At 37.6% G+C, this 21,576-nt stretch carries 15 protein-coding genes; 4 read left to right on the forward strand and 11 right to left on the reverse strand.

Features of this window, described 5'->3' with window-relative positions; translation table 11 throughout:
* Window positions 1-14 precede the first annotated feature (14 nt).
* Window positions 15-1,715, forward strand: coding sequence for an ABC-F family ATP-binding cassette domain-containing protein (locus tag VB715_RS11110; protein WP_323301269.1), 1,701 nt, complete (start codon window positions 15-17; stop codon window positions 1,713-1,715).
* 245 nt (window positions 1,716-1,960) lie between these two features.
* On the opposite strand, the gene ovoA is transcribed toward VB715_RS11110, so the two are convergent.
* Window positions 1,961-3,313 carry a 5-histidylcysteine sulfoxide synthase gene (gene ovoA / locus VB715_RS11115; protein ID WP_323301270.1) on the reverse strand — a complete coding sequence of 451 codons (1,353 nt, stop codon included), beginning with the start codon at window positions 3,311-3,313 and terminating at the stop codon, window positions 1,961-1,963.
* A 69-nt stretch (window positions 3,314-3,382) separates the two neighbouring features.
* A complete protein-coding gene (egtD, locus tag VB715_RS11120; protein ID WP_323301271.1) occupies window positions 3,383-4,390 on the reverse strand; it encodes an L-histidine N(alpha)-methyltransferase in 1,008 nt (335 codons plus the stop codon).
* A 363-nt stretch (window positions 4,391-4,753) separates the two neighbouring features.
* Between egtD and VB715_RS11125 the strand changes: the two genes are divergently transcribed.
* The 3 genes from VB715_RS11125 to VB715_RS11135 all read left to right on the forward strand — a co-directional run bounded on the left by VB715_RS11125 (window position 4,754) and on the right by VB715_RS11135 (window position 9,612).
* Window positions 4,754-5,317 carry a hypothetical protein gene (locus VB715_RS11125; RefSeq protein WP_323301272.1) on the forward strand — a complete coding sequence of 188 codons (564 nt, stop codon included), beginning with the start codon at window positions 4,754-4,756 and terminating at the stop codon, window positions 5,315-5,317.
* Between the two features lie 161 nt (window positions 5,318-5,478).
* A complete protein-coding gene (gene lpdA, locus VB715_RS11130) occupies window positions 5,479-6,909 on the forward strand; it encodes a dihydrolipoyl dehydrogenase (protein ID WP_323301273.1) in 1,431 nt (476 codons plus the stop codon).
* A 186-nt stretch (window positions 6,910-7,095) separates the two neighbouring features.
* On the forward strand, window positions 7,096-9,612 hold the full coding sequence (locus VB715_RS11135; protein ID WP_323301274.1) for a DNA topoisomerase (ATP-hydrolyzing): 2,517 nt from the start codon (window positions 7,096-7,098) through the stop codon (window positions 9,610-9,612).
* A gap of 37 nt (window positions 9,613-9,649) precedes the next feature.
* On the opposite strand, the gene VB715_RS11140 is transcribed toward VB715_RS11135, so the two are convergent.
* The 9 genes from VB715_RS11140 to VB715_RS11180 all read right to left on the reverse strand — a co-directional run bounded on the left by VB715_RS11140 (window position 9,650) and on the right by VB715_RS11180 (window position 21,445).
* A complete protein-coding gene (locus VB715_RS11140; RefSeq protein WP_323301275.1) occupies window positions 9,650-10,588 on the reverse strand; it encodes an NAD-dependent epimerase/dehydratase family protein in 939 nt (312 codons plus the stop codon).
* Window positions 10,589-10,628: 40 nt separating this feature from the next.
* Entirely contained in the window at window positions 10,629-11,159 is a 531-nt protein-coding gene (locus tag VB715_RS11145; protein WP_323301276.1) for a phycobiliprotein lyase, read from the reverse strand.
* A 71-nt stretch (window positions 11,160-11,230) separates the two neighbouring features.
* A complete protein-coding gene (locus tag VB715_RS11150) occupies window positions 11,231-11,914 on the reverse strand; it encodes a HEAT repeat domain-containing protein (protein ID WP_323301277.1) in 684 nt (227 codons plus the stop codon).
* Between the two features lie 108 nt (window positions 11,915-12,022).
* Window positions 12,023-13,363, reverse strand: coding sequence for a DNA methyltransferase (locus tag VB715_RS11155; RefSeq protein WP_323301278.1), 1,341 nt, complete (start codon window positions 13,361-13,363; stop codon window positions 12,023-12,025).
* A gap of 206 nt (window positions 13,364-13,569) precedes the next feature.
* Window positions 13,570-14,583, reverse strand: a complete 1,014-nt coding sequence (locus tag VB715_RS11160) for an XcyI family restriction endonuclease (protein ID WP_323301279.1) — start codon at window positions 14,581-14,583, stop codon at window positions 13,570-13,572.
* An 81-nt stretch (window positions 14,584-14,664) separates the two neighbouring features.
* Window positions 14,665-16,749 carry a M3 family metallopeptidase gene (locus VB715_RS11165; RefSeq protein ID WP_323301280.1) on the reverse strand — a complete coding sequence of 695 codons (2,085 nt, stop codon included), beginning with the start codon at window positions 16,747-16,749 and terminating at the stop codon, window positions 14,665-14,667.
* Between the two features lie 112 nt (window positions 16,750-16,861).
* Window positions 16,862-17,434, reverse strand: coding sequence for a transposase (locus tag VB715_RS11170; RefSeq protein WP_323301281.1), 573 nt, complete (start codon window positions 17,432-17,434; stop codon window positions 16,862-16,864).
* An 81-nt stretch (window positions 17,435-17,515) separates the two neighbouring features.
* Window positions 17,516-19,120 carry a hypothetical protein gene (locus tag VB715_RS11175; protein ID WP_323301282.1) on the reverse strand — a complete coding sequence of 535 codons (1,605 nt, stop codon included), beginning with the start codon at window positions 19,118-19,120 and terminating at the stop codon, window positions 17,516-17,518.
* A 51-nt stretch (window positions 19,121-19,171) separates the two neighbouring features.
* Window positions 19,172-21,445 (reverse strand): FdhF/YdeP family oxidoreductase, encoded by a 2,274-nt coding sequence (locus VB715_RS11180; protein ID WP_416336927.1) that lies wholly within the window; start codon window positions 21,443-21,445, stop codon window positions 19,172-19,174.
* Window positions 21,446-21,576 lie beyond the last annotated feature (131 nt).

The following is a 21,576-nucleotide window of genomic DNA, read 5'->3' on the forward strand; positions in this document are numbered from 1 at the left end:
ATACAATAAATTCAATGCTACGACTGGAAAACATCAGTAAAATTTACCCGACAGCCGAAGTTCTCAAAAATGTCTCATGGGAAGTCAACCCAGGAGAGCGCATTGGATTAGTAGGAGCCAATGGAGCCGGAAAATCAACCCAACTTAAAATTATCAAAGGAGACGTAGAGCCTACGTCGGGGAAAATTATTCGGCCTACCAGTTTACAAATTGGTTATCTCACCCAAGAATTTGAAGTTGAGCCAACCCGCACCGTTACCCAAGAATTTTGGACGGTGTTTACCCAAGCAAATCAAGTACAAGATGAATTAACCAAAGTACACCATTTGCTTGAAACAGCCGAAGGGGATGAATTAGATAAGTTAATTAAGAAATTAGACCGCTTTCAACGGGAATTTGAAGCCTTAGACGGCTATGGACTCGATGCAATTATCGGGAAAATGTTACCCGAAATGGGCTTTAAACTTGAAGATGGAGAACGTCTGGTTAGTGAGTTTAGTGGCGGTTGGCAAATGCGGATGAGTTTAGGAAAAATTCTCCTGCAAGAGCCTGATTTATTACTCTTAGATGAACCGACAAACCATCTTGATTTAGAAACAGTTGAGTGGTTAGAAAAGTATCTCAAAAATCTCAATATTCCGATGATTATTGTTTCTCATGAACGGGAATTTTTAGATCGCATTTGTACTAAAATTATTGAAACGGAACGGGGAGTTTCGACTACTTACATCGGCAATTATTCAGATTACCTACAACAAAAATCCCTAAGTCGTGAGATTCAAGAAAACACTTATCAAAGGCAACAGAAAGAACTAGAAAAACAACAAACCTTTGTTGATCGTTTCCGTGCCAGTGCAACCCGTAGTACCCAGGCAAAAAGCCGCGAAAAACAATTAGAAAAAATTGAACTTGTCGAGGCTCCAATTTCCGGCCCGAAAACCCTAAGATTTGAGTTTCCTCCTGCTCCCAAAAGTGGACGAGAGGTAGTAATCATTAAAAATTTAGCTCATGTTTATAATGAAGCGATCCTATTTTTAGGAGCTAATTTATTAGTTGAAAAGGGCGATCGCATTGCTTTATTAGGGCCCAATGGGGCAGGAAAATCCACCTTACTCCGTTTAATGATGGGGACAGAAAAACCCACGGAAGGAACGATTGAATTCGGCAAACATAATGTTATCCCTGGTTATTTTGAGCAAAACCAAGCGGAAGCCTTAGATTTATCTAAAACCGTTATGGATACGATTCATGATGAGGTTCCTGACTGGAAAAATGTGGAAGTAAGGTCATTATTAGGTCAATTTTTGTTTAGTGGTGATACGGTTTTCAAGAAAGTTGAAGGGTTAAGTGGAGGGGAAAAAGCCCGCCTTGCCTTAGTTAAAATGTTACTGGAACCCGCTAATTTATTGATTCTGGATGAGCCAACAAACCATCTTGATATTCCTGCAAAAGAAATGCTTGAAGAAGCTTTATCGAAATATGATGGCACTCTTTTGTTTGTGTCCCATGATCGTTATTTCATCTCCCAAGTTGCCAATAAAATTGTGGAAATTCGAGACGGTGAATTAATCGTTTATCCAGGCAATTATCATTATTATCTCGAAAAATTAGAAGAGGAAAAACAAAAGGCTGAACAGGAGAGATTAGTGGCTGAAAAAGAGGCTAAAGCTGAGGCAAAACGGGCCAAAGAAAAGGCAAAGAAAAGTAAAAAATAATGTTTTTTTTGGGGCAAGCACAGGAGCATTGCCCCTAGGGATTATGGTTCTACCGAACTTGCCATGTAAAATTAATAAATGAATACAGGCTAAAGCCTTATTCTATAAGCGCAAAGGCTGTCTACACAGCCTAATTTTAAGCCTGGGTAGCCAGGGTTAGTTCCTATAGCTTAACCCGATCGGGTTTAAGCCTGTAATTTTTAATCGTTTTACATCCTAGGTTCGATAGAGCCGGGATTATTTAATTAGGATTGATTTTGAACAATTCTAAACCCTGCGTGTTGATAAAAATTAGGACGGAACCAATTACGATAAAATCTTAAGGCTTCTGTTCCCTGTGTTACCCAAGCTCCTCCTAACATCATTTTATGGTTATTATCAAAAAATGGAGCAGCATTATCTTCATATAAAAAGTGGGGTTTAAACCCTGGTAATGGATTAAACGTCTCCTCTAACCATTCCCAAACATTGCCCCGTAAATCCCAAAGTCCAGAAGCACTTTCTGCGGTTTTTAATAACCCGACAGGACTGGGTGAACCAAATTTTAAATTAAGATTATAATTATGAATCGTTTCTATCTCTAATGGGGTCTGATTTTCGATTGCTCCATAGGTGGCTAAATTCCATTCTGCTTCACTCATTAAGCGTGTTTTTGACCCCTTCCAGCGACAATAGGCCATGGCTTCATAATAATTGACTTCTACGGGCCAATCTAAGGGTAATTCTAGATTATCAAACATCGCTCGATAGTGATAATTATTGTTTTCAATCTGCCAAAATTTGGGATGTTTGACATTATTTTCTTGTTTCCATTGCCAAGATTTTTCATCCCAATATTCTTGATTTTCGTAACCATTACTATTGACAAATTCCTTAAATTCTGCATTCGTAATCAGAGATTGACTGGCAAAAAATGACTCAACATTAACAAAGCGATCGCCATATTCACTATCCCAACCATAAAGAGGAAAATCTTCAGATTTCCCTAGTTTAACTGTGCCACCTTGCACTAAAATCATCTTATTATCATTAGGAACACCCTGAGAAGGTGCATATTGCCAACCTTGAGGTTGTTTCAATTTTTCGACAGGAAGTTGTCGAATTAACATAGAAGAAGTTTCAAAATGAATGCGTTGATGTTCTATGGCCATCATGAGTCCCCAAAGGGGATGATTTTGGTGAATGGGAAGGTTTAAAGGGGTATTCTTAATGACTTCTATAATGGTATGATAAGCTTGGTTACGATAGTCCCAAACTGTTTCTACTTTGGGCCAATTAATATTTGTGATCGCTGCATTAAGTTGTTCTGCATTATCTGGATCAACCCCTAATTCAAAGAGTATTTCATAGTCAGGGTTAAGACGTTTTTCTAATAACCCAACACTGATTAATTTGTTAATATAAAATACTGCTGAATGGCCTAAATAAAAAATTAATGGATTTCTTAAGGGATCGGGATTAATATAAAAAGTTTCTTCATTTTGAATACTTTTTAGCAGAATATCTTCTAATTGCCAAGTATTTTGAAAGTAAGTAAGAATTGTTTCTTCGGAACAATCATTCAGAACAAAAGGTAAGTTAGATTTGAGATTATTCATTATTTTTCTTTGCATAAATTTAGTAACAATATTGATTGATTTCAATGGGTGGGCATTGCCCACCCTACTTTATTTTATTACTTGACAGAGAATTAAACCAAACCAATTTTGAGGATCGGTAAATATTTTAATCGTTTTTAGTCCTTTAGTTTCAAGCTGTTTTTTCACTTGATTTAGATTAAATTTACGGGAAATTTCAGTCAAAATCATTTCATTTTTTTCTAGTTTAACTGTTAAGTCCAGATTTTTCAAGTTGACAACTTGTATTTGTTGAGAGATTAAATACATCTCAATTTGATTTTCTTCTGTATTATAAATTGCTTGATGAGCAAATAAATTGAGATCAAAATCTCCCTGATATTTTTGGTTTAAATGAGAGAGCATATTTAAGTTAAATGCTGCTGTTACCCCTTGACTATCATTATAAGCATCCTCTAAAATTGATTGAGGTTTTTGTAAATCAATTCCCAATAAAAAATAGTCCCCTATTTCTAAAACTTCTGTGATTTTATTTAAGAAGTGATTGCAGTCAGACGGACTAAAGTTACCAATAGAACTGCCCAAGAAAAAAATCATTCGCCCTGGCAAAGAAGTAGCTTTTAATTGGGTTAAAGCTTGATTGTAAGTGCCGACTAACCCTTGAATTTGTAAACTAGGATAGTCTTTTTGTAATTGTATAGCACTATCTTTTAAAATACTTTCGCTAACATCAATTGGCACATATTTGCATAGTTCTTCTTGAGTTTGATAAGCATCTAATAAAAGGCGCGTTTTGGTCGAACTACCACTACCTAATTCTACCAGTTCACAAGCTCCCGTAATCTGAGCAATTTCCTTCGCATATTCCTGTAAAATCCAAGCTTCTGTACGGGTTGGATAATATTCAGGTAACTCACAAATCTGCTCAAATAATTCTGAACCACGAGCATCATAGAAGTATTTTGATGGTAAAGTTTTTGGGCATTTAGTTAACCCATTCTTGACCTCTTGATCTTCTTGATTTTCTGTGTTATTGAGGGTTTCAAGGGTTGCCAAATAGGTGATTTCTAGTTGTCCTTTTGAGAGTTGGATTAACATAGATTGCTTAGCCTGATTAAAATTTACTCATACCTTTTCATTTTAGGATGAAAGGGTAACAAGATTAACAGAAATTTTGAGGTAAATATTCTTTCAGCTATCTTTAAGCATCTCAGGGATTTTATCATAAAATATGTAACAGTTCTGACAAGAAACTTTAAAATTATTGATGATAGTCCACAAAAATCAACTTATTGAAGGATTCAAAAAATCATAAATTGTGCTATGCACAAGGTTGACTATTTAAGCAAGATAACAACCTAAAAAAATTGCTATAATGAGCTTATCAAGGAAAACTTCAAAACAAAATAGATAAACTGAAAAGAAACCAGAATACAGTAAAAAAGAATTAGGTCAACTATTATGATCAGTTTTGTTGAACTGCCAAGGGATGTCATTGCTCAAGTATTAAGAAATACTTTTACATTTTTTGATGAATTATCCCCTACTTATGAAGATGTAAAAGATCTAATTGATAAAGCTGTTCAAGTCATTGATACTAATGTAAATGCCCGTTGTCGTGAGGGAAGTTGTGATATTTCCATGAGTGATTTTACCTTAGCTTTAGAAGCTAAATCACTGGATTTTGTTGCCAGGGAATTTCTCTATCTTTTAGTAGGCATCTTATCTTTTGGAACCCCTCAAGAGAAATATGTTAAACATTGTTCAATTCGAGTGATTTTTCTGTCAAACAATAGTCGGGAGTGGCTAAAAAATCAACTAATTTATCGAGGCATTGAAGCTGAAAAGGCAGAAAAAATTGCTGAATGGACAATTAGGGCTGATTGTGTTTATCGGGTAGAAATGGAAGAAAGCGCACCCCAATGGTTAAAAGATGGCGGTTTAATTGTACTTCAAGTCCTTAAAAAGTTTATTTGTCAAGAACTTGATGCAGCAGGAACGCCCATTGTTTGTCAAATTAGTTAATAATTAATCGTGGATAAGTAGGGGTAATTCATGAATTACCCCTACAGAGAGGGGCAGTAAGTAAGTTCTGTTCACTTGAAAATATTTTAAAAATTGGTTTACTTTTAGAGTAAAATTTTTACGATGAGAAAGAATTATCAAGAAGTTAAGGAAAAAGTCTAATGAGTGATCAATTTGATTATGATTTAATCATTATCGGTGCAGGAGTCGGGGGCCATGGTGCGGCTTTACACGCGGTTAAATGTGGACTGAAAACCGCGATCATCGAAGCGAAAGACATGGGAGGAACTTGTGTTAACCGAGGTTGTATTCCCTCAAAAGCCTTATTAGCAGCATCAGGAAGAGTTAGAGAATTACAAGATGCTCACCATCTTAACAGTTTAGGCATTGCCATCGGCGGGGTGCAATTTCAACGGGAAGCGATCGCGGATCATGCCACCAATTTAGTCAATAAAATTCGGGGTGATCTCACCAATAGTTTAAAACGTCTCAAGGTAGAAACTATTCACGGTTGGGGAAAAGTGGTTGATAGTCAAAAAGTCAGCGTCTTAACTGATAATGGGGAAAAAATTATCACCGCCAAAGATATTATGCTTTGTCCGGGATCAGTGCCTTTTGTGCCTCGCGGTGTTGAAATCGACCATAAAACGGTCTTTACCAGTGACGAAGCCGTAAAATTAGAAACCTTACCCCAATGGATCGCTATCATTGGCAGTGGTTATATTGGCCTGGAATTTTCTGATATTTATACCGCATTAGGGTGTGAAGTCACCATGATTGAAGCCTTAGACACCTTAATGCCAGGATTTGATCCCGAAATCTCCAAAATTGCCGAACGAGTCTTAATTAAAACCCGTGATATTGAAACCTATTCCGGTGTTTTTGCCACAAAAATAACCCCAGGCGCACCCGTTACCATTGAATTAACGGATGCCAAAACCAAAGAAGTGATCGATGTTTTACAGGTAGACGCTTGTTTAGTCGCCACAGGGCGCATTCCTGCCACCAAAAATTTAGGCTTAGAAAACATTGGGGTTGAAACCAATCGCGGTTTTATCCCTGTCAATGACAAAATGGAAGTATTACGGGATGGTCAACCTGTCCCCCATCTTTGGGCCGTCGGAGATGCAACCGGTAAAATGATGTTAGCCCATGCAGCATCAGGCCAAGGGGTGATCGCCATTGAGAATATTTGTGGACGGGAGAAAACCATAGACTATCGCAGTATTCCGGCCGCTGCTTTTACCCATCCTGAAATTAGCTATGTCGGTTTAACGGAACCCGCAGCCCTCGAATTAGGGGAAAAAGAGGGGTTTGAGGTTTCAAGCGTCAAAGCTTACTTTAAAGGCAATTCTAAAGCCCTTGCAGAAGGGGAAACCGATGGCATTGCTAAGGTGATCTACCGCAAAGATAACGGGGAAGTCTTAGGGGTGCATATTATTGGCATCCATGCCTCAGACTTAATTCAAGAAGCCGCCAATGCGATCGCCCAACGTCAAAGAGTGCAGAATTTAGCCTTTAATATCCATACTCACCCAACCCTCTCAGAAGTGTTAGATGAGGCTTATAAACGGGCTGATGTCGCTGTTTAAGATTAATGAGGCGTGAACTAACCCACCGCTACGGATCGGTATCGGTGGGGCTTCTGATCTGATGCCTTCTGCTAAAATGTCTTAACTGTGCTACATCTAGGCATATAGCATGGTGATGTCCCCGTTTTTATGGAGAAACAGGACATAAATCCCTATCATGATTTATGTAATAGGAAAGGAAGACTCATGGCCAAACAACAAACACTCTTAGGAACAGGTGAAATTATTCCAACCGCGTTACACGCAGAGATGCAACGTTCCTATTTAGAGTATGCCATGAGCGTCATTGTGGGACGGGCCCTGCCAGATGTGCGGGATGGACTCAAACCCGTTCACCGTCGCATTCTCTACGCCATGCACGAGTTAGGATTAACCCCTGATCGCCCTTTTCGTAAATGCGCTCGTGTGGTGGGAGATGTCTTGGGAAAATATCATCCCCACGGCGATCAATCGGTGTATGATGCCTTGGTTCGCATGGTACAAGACTTTTCGAGTCGTTACCCTTTATTAGCGGGTCACGGAAATTTTGGCTCGGTGGATAATGATCCCCCTGCGGCCATGCGTTATACCGAAACCAGACTTTCTCCTATTGCCGATCAAGGAATGTTGAGTGAGATCAGCGAGGCGATCGTTGATTTTAGTAGCAATTTTGATAATTCTCAACAGGAACCCGTCGTTCTCCCGGCTCAATTACCCATTTTATTACTCAATGGCTGTACTGGCATTGCTGTGGGAATGGCCACCAATATTCCGCCCCATAATTTAGGGGAAGTGGTAGATGGGTTAATTGCTTTGATTGATACTCCTGATCTATCTGATGAGAAATTATGGAAGATTATTCCTGGACCAGATTTTCCCACAGGGGGGGAAATTATCGAAACCCAGGGCATTCAAGAAGCTTATAGTAGTGGCAAAGGCATTATTCCTGTTCGGGGGGTGACACGCATTGAAACCCTCAACGTGGGACGACAACGACGCAAGGAACGAACGGCAATTATCGTCACAGAATTGCCCTATCAGGTAAATAAGTCCGCTTGGATTGAAAAAATTGCCGATTTGGTTAACCAGGGACGGTTAGAGGGTATTGCCGATCTGCGGGATGAAAGCGATCGCACGGGAATGCGGGTGGTAATTGAATTAAAGCGGGATGCAACGACGAAAGGGGTTTTAAAAGCTTTATATAAACAAACGGCTTTACAAAGTAATTTTGGGGCAATTTTATTGGCCTTAGTTGATAACCAACCTCGTCAATTATCCCTCCGTCAATTATTAGAAGAATTTTTGAAGTTTCGGGAACAAACCTTAACCCGTCAATACCGTCACGAATTACAAGAATGTCAAAATCGCTTGCATCTTTTGGAGGGGTTATTAATTTCTCTGAATAATTTAGATGCCGTGATTGATATTTTACGAAATGCGGCGGATGGCACCACAGCAAAAGTGAGATTTCAAGCAGAATTAAATATTAGTGATGCTCAAGCTAACGGGATTTTAGCTATGCCCATGCGTCGTTTAACGGGGTTAGAACGGCAAAAATTACAGGCTGAATATGAGGCGTTACAAGGGAAAATCAATGAGTTAGAAACCCTACTAAATGATCGTCAAGAGTTATTGAAAGGGTTAAAAAAAGAACTGCGATCGCTGAAACGAAAATACGGAGATGCAAGACGCACCCGTATCATTAAACCCACTCCCACCAAAGGCAAAACAACCAAAGCAGAATCAGAAAAAACGGCAATAGATAAGGCTGAAAAATCCACTCCCAAACCTGAAAAATCTCAGCCCCAACCCAGTCAACCTTTAACCCTATTTACACCCCAAACTCCTCCTAAAGATGCCATTTTAGAAATGACTCATCAGGGAACAATTGCCTGGGGTTCTCCTAATAGTAAAGTTACTGAAAACAATAGACCTATTTATAGTGAACCCATTCAAGAGAGAGAACAATTTGTGGCAATAACTGATACAGGAAAAGCTTATCCTGTGGCGGTTCAAGATGTTCCTCCGATTGATATTCAATCTATTCCCTTACTGAGTTTATTACCCAAAAGCGCACAACGAGACGCGAAGAAAGTTGTGTCTGTTTTCTTCTTACCAGAAACCACAGAAAATCAAGACTTATTATTACTGACACAACAGGGCAAAATTAAACGAATTAAACAGTCAGAATTAACCGAGTTAACCAATCGAGGTTTAGTCTTAATTAAACTCAAAGAAGGGGATTTTCTCAATTATATTTGTCCCACAACAGAAGGACAAGAAACAGCCATTGCTACCTCTGGGGGCCGTGTTTTACGGTTTCCTATTACTGATGAACAAATTCCCACTATGGGCCGTAATGCTCAAGGAAATCAAGCCCTTAAATTACGCTATAATGAGGCCATTGTTAGCTGTGTCACCCTCAATAGTAATCAAGTCCTTTTATTAGTCTCTCAATTGGGTTATGGTAAACGGTTAAGACTAACAGATTTAAGAATCACTAAATTGGGAGATATTGGCACTCAAGCTCTACAATTTACCCAGAAAAATGATAGTTTAGTCGGGATGATTTTAGCCAAAAAAGGCCAAGAATTTACCCTAATTACGACAAATCAACAAGCCTTAGTAATTCCATTTGATTCTATACCATTATGGGGCAAAGATGGGCCAGGCGATCGCTTAAACAAGCTACCGCAAAAAGAAACCATTTATGCCGTAATTTAGTAAGGGGTAGGGTGGGCAATACTCACCTTACAAACTTTTATCTTTGATCAGATAAAATGATCTCATCTAAGGAGAAATCTATGTCATTTTTATGACGATTTGAGGCTAAATAATCATTGTCAAAGGAGTCTTTTAACCCTGTAATTAAATCATATTTAGGTTGCCAATTTAATTCAGTTAAAGCTTTATGAATATCCGCAAAAAAGTGCTGCATTCTTAAGGGAAAAGCTTTCTTTTTACCAAAGTCAAATTGTTTAGGATCATAATGAACAATCTTTACTTCATCAGAGGATTTACCGGCCGCAACCGCACAAGCGCGGGCCAACCCATCAAAGGTAACATAACGCTCCCCTGAAATATTATAAATTTGCCCGATCGCTTGTTGATTTCCTAACACAGAGGCCATAGATATTACTAAGTCTTGAACATGGCCAAATTGAGTAAAATGTAAGCCGTTACCAGGAATAAGAATGGGGCGATTTCTGACAATTCTATCAAAAAACCAAGCCTCTAAATCATTATAATTTTGGGGGCCATAAATATAAGTAGGACGAATGGATGTCCAAGGAATTCCTGCTTTTTCTAAGTAAGTTTCTGTCTCAAATTTCCCTTTATGACGACTTTTAGGATCAACTTCATCCCCTTCAATATGGGGCATTTGATCGGATTTTAAATAAACCCCTGCTGAGCTAACATAAACAAAGTGTTTAATCTTATCTTTGAAGATTTCAACTAAAGGTTGAGTATCACTTAATTCCCGGCCATTGTTATCAAAAACAGCATCAAATTTTTCTGATCCTAACTTCTCTTTGAGTTGAGTTACATCAGTGCGATCGCCTTTAATTTGTTGAATACCTGGGACGGGTGCGGGTTTATTTCCTCGGTTAAATAAGACCACCTCATGACCTTGTTTAACTAATTCTTTGGTCAAATAAACCCCAATAAAACGGGTTCCCCCCATGATGAGAATACGCATGATTTCTTAAGCTCTCCTATTGTTATTTATTGCCTAAAAATTAGGCCGCATCTTTCGGGGGTAGTTTCCGAATTTCTGAATAAAACGCCGTGCGACTGTAACCATTTGCTCCTTTAATTAAACTGGAACGGAGTCTTAAATTAGGACTAGCAAACCATAACCGTTCTTCAATGTGAATATTATCCCCTTCTAAAGTCAAGGTTAGGGCTTCATCTTGTCCTAAACTATAGTTTCCTGTTGATGAAGAAAGTTGAGCATTTATTCCCCGTAAAATTCGTCCTATTTGGGGGTTATTTTCATCAGGAACTATGATAATAGTTGTGGTGCCACCTTGTTTGGCTTTTCCCCAGTCAACAGCGTTATCCCAACTGATTTTCTGTCCGATCATAGAATTGTTTGGTTTCAGCCCATACTGTTGACAAATAGCCATGACTTCTGTATGTTCAGCACTGAACAATTCTACGGTTAATTCTGATTTATGGCTCTCAGCTTTTTGCGCTTCAAATTGATAGCTACTTCGCTGAGAAAACCATTGTCCTACACATAATTCTAAAAACGTTTGTATGTCCATGAATACTTGGTTTTTGTTCTCGGTTCAATTAATAAAGTGGCGAACAGACAAACCCAATTGTACCATGAGAATTACACTAACTTCTCTGTCTCCCGTTCTAAGGATTGTAACGAAAATAGGGCGGCTTCACGCACTTGAGGATGTTCGTCTTTAGCCAAGAATTTCAGCGCGGACTTGCTTTTTTCGGTGTTTAAATTCCCTAATGCTTGGGCTAACCGTTGACGAATTAACCAGTCTTCTGAGTCTGCAAAGCGCAAAATATCATTCACCGCATCGATCGCTTTAATTTCCCCTAACGCTGCGATCGCCGCTTGTTTAACGACGGTTTCCTCACTGTCTAACGCTTGCAATAATAACTCTTGAGCGCGGATATCTCCTAAGTTGCCTAAAGAGACGGCAGCACTAAAGCGCACTAACCATTGAGTATCTTCATAAAATGCTCTTGACAGGGGTTCAAAGGCCCGTTGATCCCTTAAATATCCTAACGCACCTGCGGCATCAGCGCGAATGCCATAGTCGGGGTCATTCTCTAGGAGTTTAACAAGAATGGGGAAACATTCGTTTGTTTGTTTGACTCCCAAGGCGAAAACCGCCATTGATCGCACTTGTAGCATTTCATCGTCTAAGACTTTTTTGATCAGGGGGACAGCATCTTCTGCGGATACTTCTCGTAAGTAAGCAAGGGCCAATAGGCGATCGCGGGAATTTTCGCTTTCGAGTTGTACGGAAATTTGGTCTAAACTGAGCTTACTCATTTTTGTAACATTTTTTAACAATTGACTATTTTCATTGTAATGATTTCTCGCAAAAAGATCATGGTGCGAGGGAGATGAGGGGATGATTAACCGCAGATGAGTGTAAGATCAAGGTTTTTGCCAAACAGTAATACTTTTTCGCAATGCAGTGCGTCCAAATTTACCCATTTGTTGACTACTATTTCCTTTTCTTTGGGGCAAAATATAGATAGTAACGGGAGAAAAACCGATCTTTTCCGCTATTTCTGTAAAAAATGTATCAATCGGAATGATTTCACCACTATATTTTACCAGATCATTGACTAGAATAACATAGGCTCCTTGCTGACAAGTTCTATACATTTCTAAAATTACAAAAGTTAATTCAATTAAATAATTTTTAACCATTAAAAGAATACCTTTATTGTTAACTTCTCCTCGTTTCCATCTTGTTTCTAGAGCATTATTAATTTCTTCAAATACTTGATTAGTATTTAAGATTTTTTGACAGAATAAAAATCTATTGTGTTGTTCTAAAGAACTATATAGATTTTCTAAACTTTCTAATTTTGAGCGATTTTCAACAGTACAGGATAATTGACTTTGACGGAGTTGACGAATTTCTATTTCATCAATTCCCAAGTAAGCTAATTCTAAAGCATAGGTTCTTGTATAATCATAACGATTACAATAAGGGGGTGAAGTAATCACTCCAGAAAATTTTTCAGCTTCAATTTTAGGCAATAATTCTAAAACACTACCTTGCCGAAAATCTTGATAGCTTTTGTCATAGATAAAACTTCTGGTTTTGAGTGAATTTATATCATCAATAGTTATTTTTAAAACTTTCATGAAAGCTTCTTTGACGGTTGGCAAATCTCCTTTGTCAAAAAGCTTAATAGGCTTTTTTTCTTGCTGTAATCTTGTTTGATTTCTTTGCTTTATTTTATCAGATCTATAATCCCACCTTAAATATTGACCATCCTTTCTTGTATAGCTGATTTCTTCAAGAATACTCATTAACAACATCTTCAGTAAAATTCTTGTTTCTTGAGAAATATCAAGTATTGTAATTTGATGTGTATAAAACATTAAATCATTTTCTGTCTCTTGAGAAAAAGCAGATTGAGTAATTTTGAGATGAGGAAAATTCAGATCAACCTTTTGAGGTGTTTGAGTTTCAATTAGTTTTAAAATATTGTTTAATTCTTCTAAATTATATTTATTAATATTTGATTTTGCTTGCCAAATTAAATGACAAATAGGTAAAATTTCAAACCCAATGGCATTAATTCCTAAAGACTGAGCAACTAATAAGGTTGTTCCTGAACCGCCAAAAGGTTCTAATAATGTATCATTAGATTGAATGCCAAATTTATTAATAAGATTTTTAACTAATTCTTCTGAAAATCCTTCTTTATATCTAAACCATCCATGAATATTTTTTCCTTTATTTCCTTGATAACTCACTATTTTACGATTATATTCATTAGTTTCTTTAAAAAGATATGAATATTTATTTTCTAATAATAATCTTGCTTGATCAGAATAAATTTGATGATCAGAAAAATTAGAGATAATTACAGAAGATTTTGAGGGAGTATTATTATTAAAAGGTAAGCTAAGCTGTAAAGGGACTATGGGTTGATTAGTTGTGACTGAACAATTAACTTTAACTACTTTTTTTTTAGATCTATTTTAATGAATTTTAAAATATCGACTGCAAACTGCTGTCTAAACTCATCCTTAGAAACAATCTGAGTTAAATCATAAATATTGGTAACTAATTCATCACTTTTAAGTCTTTTATTAACTTCTTGTGTAATACAATTTGCCAAAAATATTGTTATAACTTCTGGATTTAAACGTCTTGCTTCTTCAAAACTTTTTTTAGCTGCACCATATCTTTCTAATGCTCCAGCAGTGTCTTTGCCTCCTTTAACTTCTATGACGGCAACTAATTCTCCGTTAGCATTAAGAAAAGAAATATCCGGTTCACTAGAAAATAAAATACTTGTCTGATTTTTTAATCGAATACCTGATATTAAAGCAGTTTGCTCTATCAAATTATTTAATTGAGTATTTGAGTTCCCCTCTTTATAAATTGTCGAAACAATTAAATCCTGTTCTAATAAGGTACGAATAATTAATTTTCGAGTTAAAATCTCTGCTTCCTCTCCAATTTTATTATTCCAAGAACCTTGAATTTGTGCGCCAGCAGAAGCATACATCAGTGCATAAATGTCATCTTGTGTATATTCATTAGCACTTTCTATTATCAAGCTAGAATGGGAGTTATAAAGTTGGCAAAGAATCACTGATTTATCGGCTGATAATTTTTTACCTTCTTCTATACTTTTAATTGTAAATGCTAATTTATTCACCGCTTTTTGAGGAAGCATAGCAACGCTTCGATAATAAGCTGATAATTTAGATTGTTCTTGCAAAACTCTCGGATGTGCAAAAACCGCCATCTGAGGAATTTTACTTTTTTCTAAAATCATCCATGCTGTCTCAGAAACTCCCCAATTATTTTTTTGTTCCCAGTTATAAGTGTCAGCAATTTCTATGAGTTTAAATATTTCATCATGAAAATATTTGAACCCTAAATCATATAACTTTCTATAAAAAAAAGTCGCTCTTAATCTATAATCTATTTGTAGAGATTCATGAAGAAAGTCTTGACTCATTAGGCAGATTTGATAATAGGAATTGTGGATAACTAAAGAATGCTAATAGGGTGAGTGTGACTCACCCTATTCTAATTGATTTTATGCTACCTTTAATAAACCACTATGCCTTAACAATGGTTCCGTTTTGGGTTCCCTTCCTCGGAAAGCTTTAAACACTTCCATAGGGTGTAAACTTCCCCCTAATGCTAACACCGTATCTCGGAAACGTTTACCTGTTTCTGAAACCGCTTTTTCATCTTCTAACCCTGCTTCTTCAAAGGCCGAAAAAGCATCCGCACTTAACACTTCTGCCCACTTATAACTATAATAACCTGCTGCATAACCCCCCGCAAAAATATGACCAAAAGAACATAAAAATGCGTCTTCAGGTAACGGTTTCATGACGGTTGTTTTCTCAGCAATGCGTTCCCGAACTTGGGCCGGTGTTTCGTTTCCATTGGGTTGATAACGATGGTGTAATTCTAAGTCCAAGAAACTAAAATGTAGTTGCCGTAACATAGCCGAACCACTCATATAATTACGAGCAGCAATTAACTTATTATAGTAATGTTCTGGTAGGGTTTCTCCCGTTTCATAATGCTTGGCCATGTTAAATAAAGTCGCTTTATCGTAACACCAATTCTCCATAAATTGACTGGGCAATTCTACCGCATCCCATTCTACATTATTGATTCCTGATGCCCCAGGATAATCAACTTTTGTCAACATATGTTGTAACCCATGACCGAATTCATGAAATAAGGTTGTTACTTCTTCAAAGGTCATTAAACTGGGTTTTCCATCAACAGGAGGGGTTTGATTACAAATTAAATAAGCAACGGGTAAACGGGTCGTAAATTGTTCTTCTAGGCGTATTTTTGCCCGTCCAATACAATCATTCATCCAGGCCCCTCCGCGCTTTTCTGCGGGACGACTATAGGGGTCTAAATAAAAGTGTGCGATCGCTTCTCCTGCTTCATTATTGACCTGGAAATATCGTATATCTTCTTGCCAAACGGGTACCTCTCCATCTGCTGCAATAATTGTTACCCCAAAGATACGTTTTGCTAGGGTAAATAACCCGTCTAATACTTGAGGTAAAGGAAAATAAGGGCGTAATTCTTCGGCAGTAAAATTAAACAAGATTTCCCGTTGTTTTTCTGCCCAAAAACTTACATCCCAAGGCTGTAAATCCTCAGTTTTTGCAAAGGTTTTCAGGGTCTCTAAGTCTTTAACAGCAGCATCATAACTGACTTTTCTTAACTCTTCGAGTAAGGTTTCTACTGCTTCTACATTGGGGGCCATTTTACGGGCTAAACTCACCTCTGCATAGGTGTCATAACCTAATAATTGTGATTGTTCTTTCCGCAGTTCTAAGATACGCTCAATTAAAGGATTATTGTCCAATTCTCCCCTAGATGCACGGGAAATAGAGGCTTTATAAACCTTCTCCCTTAAGTCCTTTTGGGTGCTATATTTCATGAAGGGAATATAACTAGGATAATCTAAGGTTATTACCCAAGGGCCAGCTTCAGGGGTCGCTGTTTCTTCTCCTTCTGTACGGGCAGTTTGTGCGGCTAAACTGAGTAAACTTGCGGGCAAACCTTCGACTTCTTTTTCTGTCGTTAATTTTAGTTTAAAGGCTTTAGTTGCATCTAAAACATGGTTAGAAAATTTGGTAGAAAGGTCTGCCATTTCTAATTGAATTTGGTTGAATTTTTCCCGCTTTTCGTCCGTTAACCCAACTCCTGATAATTCTGCTTCTCTGATAGCTGTTTCAACAATGCGTTTTTGAGCATTTTCTAAGCTATCCCAAACAGAACTTTCTTTTAGGGTTTTAAAAGCTTGATAAAGGGGTTTACTTTGGCTTAGCTTGTTAATAAATTCCACAACTTGGGGTTGTACAGTTTCGTAAGCTTGCCGTAATTCAGGACTATTTTTAACCCCCATTAAATGGCCGATAATTCCCCAAGTCCAAGTTAATTTTTCTTCGATTTCTGTTAGGGGTTCCACTAAACCTTCCCAACTGAGGATAACAGATGCTTCAAGATGGGTTAATTTACTGTCTAACTCTGGCAGTAATTCTGTCATTGCTGGAATGACTTGTTCTGGTTTAATTTGGTCGAAGGGGGGAAGTCCTTTTCCTATTAGTAAGGGATTATGTGTTGAGGTTGTGATGGTCATAAGATGAGTGATAAGGAATCAAAAACGACAAAAGATAAGCTCAGATAAATGCCAATATTATATCATTTTTTTAAAATTGATTAACAGGCAAGATGCCTGTCCCACGGTTTATCTAAAAAGTTTCCCATAAATAAGGATAATTTTCTGGAGTATCTGAGAGATGAGCTTTAACAGGATTCAATTGAATATATTTCCAAGTATTCAAAAATTCTCTTCTGTTCCTGATTATGCGATCATATCGTTCATCTTGCCAAATTGTCCCAATATGTTTCATTACTTTAGGAATTTGTTTAGAACTATAGCTTTTAACACTATGTAAAATACTACTTAATGACCAACATTCTAGCTTATTTTGTGAAATCAGTACCCGTGGAACAGGCATCTTGCCTGTCTCAGATGTCTCAGATAAAATTGTTTTATCTATTTTGGGTAAAGGTTGAAGCAACCAATGAACATGATCAGGCATAATAACAATAATAAAAGTCTGATACCTAGCATCTTTACAGTTGATACTTTGATCAAAAAACAAACAGCAATTTAGAACAATTTGTCTAGCATCAGTGCTTAATTTAAGTTTTTGCCAAGTCTTAAATGTCACAAAATATACTGAACCAGCTAATTCCCAATGGGGAAGATATCTTTGCTTAATGATTAATTGAGATGAATTTTGTAAAGGATTAGACATCTAGAGGAAATTTAGATATTTGATGATTTATATTAGGAGCTAAAATTGATTAACAGGCATCTTGCCTGTACCACTTCTAATTTAGAAAACTCTTTCTAAGGTTAAACTTTCCCCTGATTTTAATTGTTTTATTTGATCAGTTACATCTAACCAAGGTTGCAGTTGTCCCCGTTGAAAAGTGCGACTCATGACCACATAAATTGAGGTTTGATCACAACCTATTCCTGCATCAATAACCTGTTCCCAATTTCCTGATGTTGAGGTAAGTTCATCCGTAATTTTCCATTGTCCGTTTTCCCATAATAGGGTGCGAGAAAATTGAAAGGGAGCATCTTTTTTGCCCGTAATTAAAATCTTTTGCAGTAGTTTACGAATTAAGTTGGGAAAGAAACGCCCAAAACTATACATAACCACTCGTAAAATCATTAAATTGATGGTTGTCATTTGTTTCTGTTTTGCCCATCCTAATGCTCCTTGAATGGTGATTTTATCTTCTTCAATCTCAACTTTATAGCGTTGACTGACTAAGTGGGCAACGGCATTTTTAATCTTGTTATTTTCTTTTACTTGTAAAGAAAACTGTGTATCCGAAACCAATAATTTATCATCTCTAAATAGTTTCAATACACCGCCTTTATTTAAGGCTAAATATAACTCTGTATTGTCCCTTCTATCAATTATTATTCCCCCTTCTTCTAATTGAAAACGTCCTGATGATCTCGGCTTAATTTCTGGTCTTGCTGAAACAAAATCTCGCCAAGCTAATAAATAATTCCAGGTATGATGTCCAATGATATGATCATCAGCATAACAAGGAGCTAACCCATTTTTTAAACCCGTTAAAAATTGATCATTAATACTTAATGCTTCTGGCAACCATTTGCCTACTAATTCAAAGCCATGAGGAAAGAAATTATAAGTATTACGACTCGTATATTCTCCCCCGTATGAACCATCAGGATGCACAAATTGAGAAGCTAAAATAACTGCTTTTGCAATGGCATCCTTAAGGCGATTATTGTCAGAATTAAATTCATAAATACGAGCTAAACATGATATAGTTAAAGTATGATACCCTGGATCGCAACCTTCATATTCTTGAAACCAACCTTCAGGATTTTGCCAGGATAAAACCTGTTCTAATCTTCTCGTTTTTTGGTGATTCCATTGATCAGTATTTAACAGTCGAGAAAGTAACTCTAAACATAGCACAATTAAAGCCTGATGATTTGTTAATCTCCCACTTTCTTGATGATGAGCTAACCAATTAGCCCGTTTCACAAAAAAGTCAATTATCTGCTGATTATTTAAGCCCAATAATTGATAACTTTCCAGACAAGCAAGCAAAGAAAAAGCCGCCGCCCCTCCTGCTCTTTCAAAGGGAAAATAATCATCACAGGAACCGTCAGAATGCGCGCTTTTGGCAGCATATAAAATTCCCGCCTCTACCCAATCTTTAATAATCGGTTGTTGATAAAAAGGATTATTTGGGAGATTTGTATGATAAGCTAAAGCCAAAGGATAGACAAATTCTTGGGACATTCCACTAGGAAAATCAATGATTTTGTATTGCCAAAAATTGCGATCAAAACAGCCATAGGTAGGACTGTGAGAGTTACGATCTAGTAAAGTTAAGAGCTTGGGAATTTGGGCGATCGCTTCAGTGGCAAAAAGATCTTTATTCATTGATTTAAAGGTAGTAAAGCTTTAATATTATACCAATAGGTCAAGTTATTTTTACAACTCATCAACCTTATAAACTAAAACAGGAACCCGTTTATAAGCAGGAGTATGCGATCGCGGATCAATATGTGCTTTCATCAAAATATTAGCTTCAGGATAAAACATTAAAGCTGCACCTTGTTTAATTGCACCACAAATTATCTCAATATTCTCTAAATGTCCCCCGTCTCCTTGCACTGTTACCCGTTGATGATTACTTAACCCTGCTTTTTCCACATCATCAGGGTGCATTAAAATACAATGACGGTGAGGCATTCCTCGATAGGGATCATCAGTGTGATAAACTACAGTATTATGTTGACGATAACTGCGCCCTGTAATTAAAGCAAGCACTATTCCAGAAAAGGGAACAGACACCCCAAAATCTTCGGGTTTAGGTAAACTAATCATAGGTAGGGGAGTCTCTTGCATCATTGCTTTTCCTGATGCTGTCGGAAACTTTGGTTCTGTAAAAATGCGTCCTGAAATCGTAAATTCTTGTTTAGTTTCATCTATCTCCCCAATTTTTTCATAACCTGGGATGGTTTGAGAAATAAGTTGACGCACATATCGGGTGTCTTGTAATTTACGCCAATTTACGGGACTATCTCCCAGTAAACGATGGGCTAATTCTGTTATAAAATCGACTTCTGAGACTAAATCTGCATCTTTTAAGTGAGTTTTCCCTGCATCATTAAAGCGCACAAAATTGTTACCAGATTCCACAGTGGTTTGGTGGGGATTTTCAAACCTGGTATAAACCGGAAGAATTAAAGTATTTTGTGACCCAAGGCCATGAAAATGACCTAAATTGGGTTTTGTAGATAGATAGATAACAGTTTCAATGTTTCCTAAGGCCCGTTTTGCTTGGGTTAAATCGGGATTTGCTGCATAAAGATTACCCCCTAAACATAATAAAGTATCCACCTTCTTGTCATCTGCTGCATCTATGAGTGATCGCGCGTCATACCCAGGAATAGAATTAAGCGATCGCCCTAACAACCTTTCCAATGCGTCTTGTATGTCTTGTCGCAGGTTGTTTGTCACTCCCATTGATCCAAAACCTTGCACATTAGAATGGCCACGAATCGGCATTAATCCCGCCCCTAATTTTCCCACATTTGCGGTCATTAAGGCCGTATTCGCAATACTAAAAATGCTTTCCACTCCATTCACCTGTTGGGTTATCCCCATGGCCCAAGCAAAAACTACACCTTTTGCTTTACTGATAAGAGTAGCAGCAGTTTCAATGTCTGCTTGAGAAACACCACAAGTGTCTGTAATAGACTCCCAGGAAGTTGCTTGAGACTGTTGTAAGACAGTTTGCCAATTTTCGGTATAATTTTCGAGAAAATCTTGTTTAATTAAACCTCTTTCTATGAGAGACTTTTGTATACCGATAAACAAGGCCAGATCACTGCCAGGATGAGGTTTTAAGAATAAAGAAGCAATATCTGATCCTGAGATGAGAGACTTGACGGGAAACGCAGGAGACGCAAACTTAACTAACCCCACTTCTTCCACTGGGTTAATGACAATAACTGTCCCCCCGCGATCGCGTAATTTAATCAACTCATTCATTAACCGGGGATGGTTTGCGGGTGCATTAGAACCCACCAAAACCACACAATCTGACTCTTGTAAGCTTGCTAAACTAACAAAAGATGTAGCAGTCCCAAACACCGTTTTTAACCCCACTGCTGAGGCACGATGGCACAAATCAGAACAATCTGCTAAGTTATTAGAACCCAGCGATCGCATCATCAGTTGTAACAAATAAGCGGCTTCGTTTGATGAACGTCCCGAACTATAAGACGCAAGGCGAGCAGCCGGTTTACGAAAGGATATTTCTACCAGATCATAGACTTCATTCCAGCTAATACGTTCATAATAAGACTTTCCTGCCCGTAAAATTACAGGAAAGCTTAAGCGTCCCAGTTTATCTGCTTCTTGTGAGGTGAATTTTTGTAATGCTTCGAGAGAATGCTGTTCAAAGACATGGGGTGTAATTCCTGGTTGAAGTTCGGCAGAAATTGCCTCAACACTTTTGACACAACGTTGTAAGGTTTCTCCGACTTCGTTAGTAAAACCCCCTTTTTGTCCTCCGGTTCCCCAAGCACAAGATAAACAAGCACTTTTGTGGAGTAGGGTTTGCCAGAGTTGGGGCCCCTCATGGGAAATAGTATGACGGGCCCAATCTTCGATTAATGGTAAACCACCCCCCATTTTTCGTCCAGGATTGGGTAATTTGACCTTTTCTTCGGGTTGAACTTTGTTGCTATCTTCCATGTTCCCTAAAACCTTGCTTACTCTTGAGAACGTTTATATTATTGCAGAAAACGGAGAATTGATATACAATGCTGGAGTTGTATGCAATATTACTGGTGATGACTTGTGGAGTAAAATAAAACTCATCTTTC

Source organism: Crocosphaera sp. UHCC 0190 (assembly GCF_034932065.1).
In the GTDB taxonomy this organism is placed as follows: Bacteria; Cyanobacteriota; Cyanobacteriia; order Cyanobacteriales; family Microcystaceae; genus UHCC-0190.

Bases quoted from the DNA above. Each gene is read 5' to 3' on its own strand.
- VB715_RS11125 (WP_323301272.1), top strand. From the start codon at position 4,754: ATGATCAGTTTTGTTGAACTGCCAAGGGATGTCATTGCTCAAGTATTA.
- ovoA (WP_323301270.1), bottom strand. From the start codon at position 3,313: ATGAATAATCTCAAATCTAACTTACCTTTTGTTCTGAATGATTGTTCC.
- VB715_RS11170 (WP_323301281.1), bottom strand. From the start codon at position 17,434: ATGTCTAATCCTTTACAAAATTCATCTCAATTAATCATTAAGCAAAGA.
- VB715_RS11150 (WP_323301277.1), bottom strand. From the start codon at position 11,914: ATGAGTAAGCTCAGTTTAGACCAAATTTCCGTACAACTCGAAAGCGAA.
- VB715_RS11175 (WP_323301282.1), bottom strand. From the start codon at position 19,120: ATGAATAAAGATCTTTTTGCCACTGAAGCGATCGCCCAAATTCCCAAG.
- lpdA (WP_323301273.1), top strand. From the start codon at position 5,479: ATGAGTGATCAATTTGATTATGATTTAATCATTATCGGTGCAGGAGTC.
- egtD (WP_323301271.1), bottom strand. From the start codon at position 4,390: ATGTTAATCCAACTCTCAAAAGGACAACTAGAAATCACCTATTTGGCA.
- VB715_RS11140 (WP_323301275.1), bottom strand. From the start codon at position 10,588: ATGCGTATTCTCATCATGGGGGGAACCCGTTTTATTGGGGTTTATTTG.
- VB715_RS11180 (WP_416336927.1), bottom strand. From the start codon at position 21,445: ATGGAAGATAGCAACAAAGTTCAACCCGAAGAAAAGGTCAAATTACCC.
- VB715_RS11160 (WP_323301279.1), bottom strand. From the start codon at position 14,583: ATGAGTCAAGACTTTCTTCATGAATCTCTACAAATAGATTATAGATTA.
- VB715_RS11145 (WP_323301276.1), bottom strand. From the start codon at position 11,159: ATGGACATACAAACGTTTTTAGAATTATGTGTAGGACAATGGTTTTCT.
- VB715_RS11135 (WP_323301274.1), top strand. From the start codon at position 7,096: ATGGCCAAACAACAAACACTCTTAGGAACAGGTGAAATTATTCCAACC.
- VB715_RS11165 (WP_323301280.1), bottom strand. From the start codon at position 16,749: ATGACCATCACAACCTCAACACATAATCCCTTACTAATAGGAAAAGGA.
- VB715_RS11110 (WP_323301269.1), top strand. From the start codon at position 15: ATGCTACGACTGGAAAACATCAGTAAAATTTACCCGACAGCCGAAGTT.